This is a genomic window from Aquaspirillum serpens DSM 68 (assembly GCF_000420525.1).
Lineage (GTDB): Bacteria > Pseudomonadota > Gammaproteobacteria > Burkholderiales > Aquaspirillaceae > Aquaspirillum > Aquaspirillum serpens.
The window spans coordinates 1-4741 of record NZ_ATVC01000096.1 but is presented as its reverse complement, the minus strand read 5'-3'; the positions used below and the strand labels follow the sequence as shown (position 1 = coordinate 4741).

General features: G+C 47.6%; 4 protein-coding genes. All 4 read left to right on the top strand.

The window, feature by feature from the left end; genetic code table 11:
- Positions 1-931: 931 nt before the first annotated feature.
- Genes G465_RS14775 through G465_RS0112445 form a run of 4 tightly spaced genes read left to right on the top strand, consistent with a single transcriptional unit; the run spans position 932 to position 4220 of the window.
- Positions 932-1564: a restriction endonuclease subunit S domain-containing protein gene (locus tag G465_RS14775; protein WP_022654773.1), complete on the top strand. Its 633-nt coding sequence runs from the start codon at positions 932-934 to the stop codon at positions 1562-1564.
- A gap of 2 nt (positions 1565-1566) precedes the next feature.
- Complete coding sequence (locus G465_RS0112455; RefSeq protein ID WP_022654772.1) at positions 1567-3087, top strand: type I restriction-modification system subunit M; 1521 nt, start codon at positions 1567-1569, stop codon at positions 3085-3087.
- The gene (locus G465_RS14770; protein WP_022654771.1) at positions 3080-3877 is read left to right on the top strand and encodes a Fic family protein; all 798 of its coding nucleotides are present in this window, start codon (positions 3080-3082) and stop codon (positions 3875-3877) included. Before G465_RS0112455 ends, G465_RS14770 begins: the two co-directional genes overlap by 8 nt.
- A complete protein-coding gene (locus G465_RS0112445) occupies positions 3852-4220 on the top strand; it encodes an endonuclease domain-containing protein (protein WP_022654770.1) in 369 nt (122 codons plus the stop codon). Before G465_RS14770 ends, G465_RS0112445 begins: the two co-directional genes overlap by 26 nt.
- Positions 4221-4741 lie beyond the last annotated feature (521 nt).

The window sequence follows — 4741 nt, the reverse complement described above, 5'->3', positions numbered from 1 at the left end:
GGATTTTAGAAATCCTCTAATCCCAACAGTTGTAGGGTAGGCACCACAGTGCCTACCACATCGACCAACGGCAAAATATCACCGTATGTCATCCAGAACCGCCTTGCCCTGAATGGGGTGAGGCGGTTTTTTTTGGTGTTATGTTTTGGCGGTTTGCTTCGAGCCGTTTTGCAAAAACGTATGCCGTAACACCGCAGGCGTAGGGTAGATAAGCGTAGCGCATCTACCAACCAAACCTACCTAATCTCAAAGACGCTGGGTTACAGCTATAACCCAGCCTACCACTCTGGGGTGAGGCGGTTTTTTTTCTGGTGTTATGTTTTGGCGGTTTGCTTCGAGCCGTTTTGCAAAAATGCACGCCGTAACACCGCAGGCGTAGGGTAGATAAGCGTAGCGCATCTACCAACACTAGGATTTCAGGCAAACATTGCTTGAAAACCCCTTTGCAATCAAAATCATTGTGATTTCACCAAAACATCCACATTGGATTTAGCAGTAGTTGTAGGGTAGGCACCACAGTGCCTACCACATCAACCAACGGCAAAACACCGCTGTACGTCATCCAAAACCGCCGCGCCCTTGATTGGATGGGGCGGTTTTTTTATAGCTGGCGTAGGGTGGATAAGCGTAGCGCATCCACCAACCAACACATGCTTAATCTCAAAGATGAGCAACTATCAAACATTGCTTGAAAAACCCTTTGTAATTAAATCCATTGTGATTTTAGCAGTTCACCTACATTGCATCTGGTAGTGATTTTGTGGATGCGCTATGCTTATCCACCCTACGAAACTAATCGTTCCGTGGATTGAGTAATGAATTGGGCGTTAGTGGAAACGAATTTTGTGCAGTAAAGCAAAAGAAACAATATTTGTTGACAAGGTTTGTCAGAAATAATATTGTGCAGTATCGCTTAAGAAACAGTACAAACATGAAACTGAAACACCTCGCCAACATCTCTGCTGGGCACCCCTTTCGGGGGAAAATTCCAGAATCGCCACGCTCTGGGATTGTCGTTGTGCAGATGAAAGATGCCTCGGTACAGGGCTTCGTAAACTGGGACGATTGCATCGAAACCGAGCCCACCGGCCGTCGCGATGATTGCCTGCAAATCGGCGATATTCTGGTTGCCGCCCGTGGTAGCCGTAATTACGCGGTGCTGATTGATAACTCACTCACCGCAACCGGCAAGCAAGCTATTGCCGCGCCACAGTTTTTCATCGTGCGAGCTACCGCTCCCCAATTATTGCCTGAATACCTCTGTTGGTTTCTGAATCAGCCACCTAGTCAGCGTTATTTCGATCTCAATGCCGAGGGTACTTTCACCAAAGCTCTCAAACGCAATGCTTTGGAGGAGATACCCATTGCCATACCTGATTTAGCCAAGCAGCGAGCCATCATCGGCCTTGCTAATACCCTGCAGCAAGAGATGCGCCTCATCGAACAACTGCGCCGGAATGGTGAGCAAATGCTGGCAGCCATCGCGAATGAACTCGCCGCCGACCTGCTCACCGCCCCAACCTCTGCAATACAGACCATTAAAAACTCACCATCCAAGGAATAACCATGACCGATCAAATCAATCAGGACGACATCAACAAAGCGTTATGGGCGGCCTGCGATACGTTTCGCGGCACCATCAGCGCCGATACCTATAAAGATTTCGTACTCACCATGCTGTTTCTGAAATACATCAGCGATGTATGGCAGGATCACTACGACAGCTATCAGGCCGAATACGGTGACGAGCCCGAGCTCATCGAAGAAATGCTGAAAAATGAACGCTTTGTGCTGCCCAAAGAAGCCAGCTTCTACAAGCTGCACGAACGCCGCCATGAGCCTGGCAATGGTGAGCGCATCGACCAAGCATTGCACGCGATCGAAGAAGCCAACGGCACGAAGCTGAAAGACGCCGGCAAAAGCGTGTTCCAAGATATCAGTTTCAACACCGACAAACTGGGCGAAGAAAAGCAAAAGAACACCATCCTGCGCCACCTGTTGGAAGATTTTGCCAAGCCAGAACTCAATCTGAAGCCCAGCCGCGTCGGTACACTAGATGTTATTGGTAATGCCTACGAGTATCTAATTAAAAACTTCGCTGCCAGTGGCGGCCAAAAAGCCGGTGAGTTTTATACCCCACCCGAAGTCAGCGACCTTATTGCTGAGTTATTAGATCCACAACCAGGCGACACCATTTGTGATCCAGCCTGCGGCTCTGGTTCGTTGTTAATGAAATGTGGCCGCAAAATTGTGGTGAACCACGGCAGCAAGCAATATGCCCTGTATGGACAAGAGGCCATTGGTTCTACTTGGTCGCTGGCGAAAATGAATATGTTTCTGCATGGCGAGGACAATCACAAAATCGAATGGGGCGACACCATCCGTAACCCCAAATTGCTGGATAAAAACGGCGACTTAATGCTGTTCGATATCGTTACCGCCAACCCGCCGTTCAGCTTGGATAAATGGGGTCATGATGAAGCTGAACACGACAAATTCAGCCGCTTCCGCCGAGGTGTGCCACCAAAAACGAAAGGCGACTACGCTTTTATCTTGCACATGGTTGAAACCTTAAAGCCAGAAACAGGGCGCATGGGTGTAGTGGTGCCGCATGGGGTGTTATTCCGAGGCAGTAGCGAGGGTATCATTCGGAAAAAATTGATTGAGGAAAATTTGCTTGATGCGGTGATTGGCCTGCCGGAAAAGCTGTTTTACGGCACAGGTATTCCTGCGGCAATTTTGATATTTAACAAAAATAAATCCGATGATTCGGTGATGTTTATCGATGCCAGCCGTGAATGTAAAGCTGGCAAGAATCAAAACCAGCTAACAGAAGAAAATATTGCCAAAATCGTTACCACCTACCGTAAAGGCGTGGGTGTAGAAAAATATGCCCATGTGGCAAGCTTTGACGAAATCAAAGAAAACGACTTCAACCTGAATATCCCACGTTATGTGGATACCTTCGAGGAAGAGGAAGAAATTGATTTGATGGTGGTGCGTGCTGAACGTGAGCAGTTAAAAGCCCAATTAGCCGAGTTGGAAGGACAAATGGCAGGCTATTTGAAAGAACTGGGTTATGAATGATTTTGCTAAAGCCGATCTCCTGAAAGCAAAGCTGGACACCTACCGCCCACTGGATGCACATTTAGTCAAAAACCTGCATGACAATCTGGTGTTGCAATGGACGTATCACAGCAATGCGATTGAAGGAAGCACGCTCACGCTCAAGGAAACGAAGGTGGCACTGGAGGGTATTACCATCGGCGGTAAAACTCTGCGTGAACATTTCGAAGCCATCAACCACCGTGATGCGATTCTATTTGTGGAGGAACTGGTCAGTCAGCAGCAACCACTTGATGAATGGACAATTAAGACTTTGCATCAGTTGGTGTTGAAAAATATCGATAGCGAGAATGCCGGACGTTATCGACAAGTGAATGTATTGATCTCTGGAGCGGAACATCGCCCACCCGAGGCATTACGGGTGCAAGAGCAAATGACCGCTTTTATTGACTGGTGCAATCATCAAGCACTGGAAATGCACCCCATTGAACGCGCCGCCCGTGTGCATGGTGAGTTTGTCAAAATTCATCCTTTTGTGGATGGTAATGGCCGCACATCGCGCCTGTTGATGAATCTTGAGCTGATGAAAGCGGGTTTTCCTGCCACGGTGATCGAGGTCGGGCAGCGTTTGGATTATTACCAAGCCTTAGATAAAGCCCACTGCAGTGGTGACTATGGCGATTTTATTCAGTTGGTTGCGAGTGCAGTGGAAAAGAGCTTTGCGCCTTATTGGTGGGCGTTGGGAATAGAGGCGGACGTGCAAAAGTATCTGGAAGATTTGGGCTATGAATGGCAGAAATCGGATATTTAACAGAGAGCAAACGAAAACCCTACGCATCCAACTGCGCCAATATGCGACTGTGCCAGAGCAGCATTTTTGGCAAGCAGTAAAGGGAAAACAATTAGGGTTTAAATTCCGCCGGCAGCATGGCATTGGGCCTTATATTGTGGATTTTTATTGTCCTGAAAGAAAATTGGTGATTGAGCTAGATGGCCATTCGCATTTTTCGGTAGAGGGGCGGCAATATGATGCCCAGCGTGATACTTATATTCAGGGTTTAGGTATTCGAGTATTGCGATTTAGCAATACGGATGTTATGCACAATCTTGAGGGTGTTTTACAAATTGTTTTAAGTGTATTAACAGAAAGATGACCCCACCCCAGCCCTCCCCTAATTTTAGGGGAAGGGGTTAATTGGCAGGGTAATTAGCTGCAATGTTTAATTAATCTGGCATTCCCCTCCCCTTATTCAAGGGGAGGTTAGGCGGGGGTAAATGCAGCAGTTTGATTTAACCTCGATGTTTTTTCTGGTTTTGACATAGGGCAGTTGGGGTTAATTTTTTAGTTATTGACCCCACCCCAGCCCTCCCCTAATTTTAGGGGAGGGGGTTAATTGGCAGAACAATTAGCTGCAATGTTTAATTAGTCCCACATTTCCCCTCCCCCTATTTAGGGGGAGGCTGGGTGGGGGTAAATGCAGCAGTTTGATTTAACCTCGATGTTTTTTTCTGGTTTTTTTGACGTAGGGTAGTTGGGGTTAATTTTGCAGTTATTGACCCCACCCCAGCCCTCCCCTAATTTTAGGGGAGGGGGTTAATTCGCAAGGTAATTAGCTGCAATGTTTAATTAGTCCCACATTTCCCCTCCCCCTATTCAGGGAGAGGCTGGGTGGGG

What these genes read in the sequence shown, in the direction of transcription:
- G465_RS14775 (WP_022654773.1), top strand. Translation starts at nt 932, where the DNA reads ATGAAACTGAAACACCTCGCCAACATCTCTGCTGGGCACCCCTTTCGG.
- G465_RS0112455 (WP_022654772.1), top strand. Translation starts at nt 1,567, where the DNA reads ATGACCGATCAAATCAATCAGGACGACATCAACAAAGCGTTATGGGCG.
- G465_RS14770 (WP_022654771.1), top strand. Translation starts at nt 3,080, where the DNA reads ATGAATGATTTTGCTAAAGCCGATCTCCTGAAAGCAAAGCTGGACACC.
- G465_RS0112445 (WP_022654770.1), top strand. Translation starts at nt 3,852, where the DNA reads ATGAATGGCAGAAATCGGATATTTAACAGAGAGCAAACGAAAACCCTA.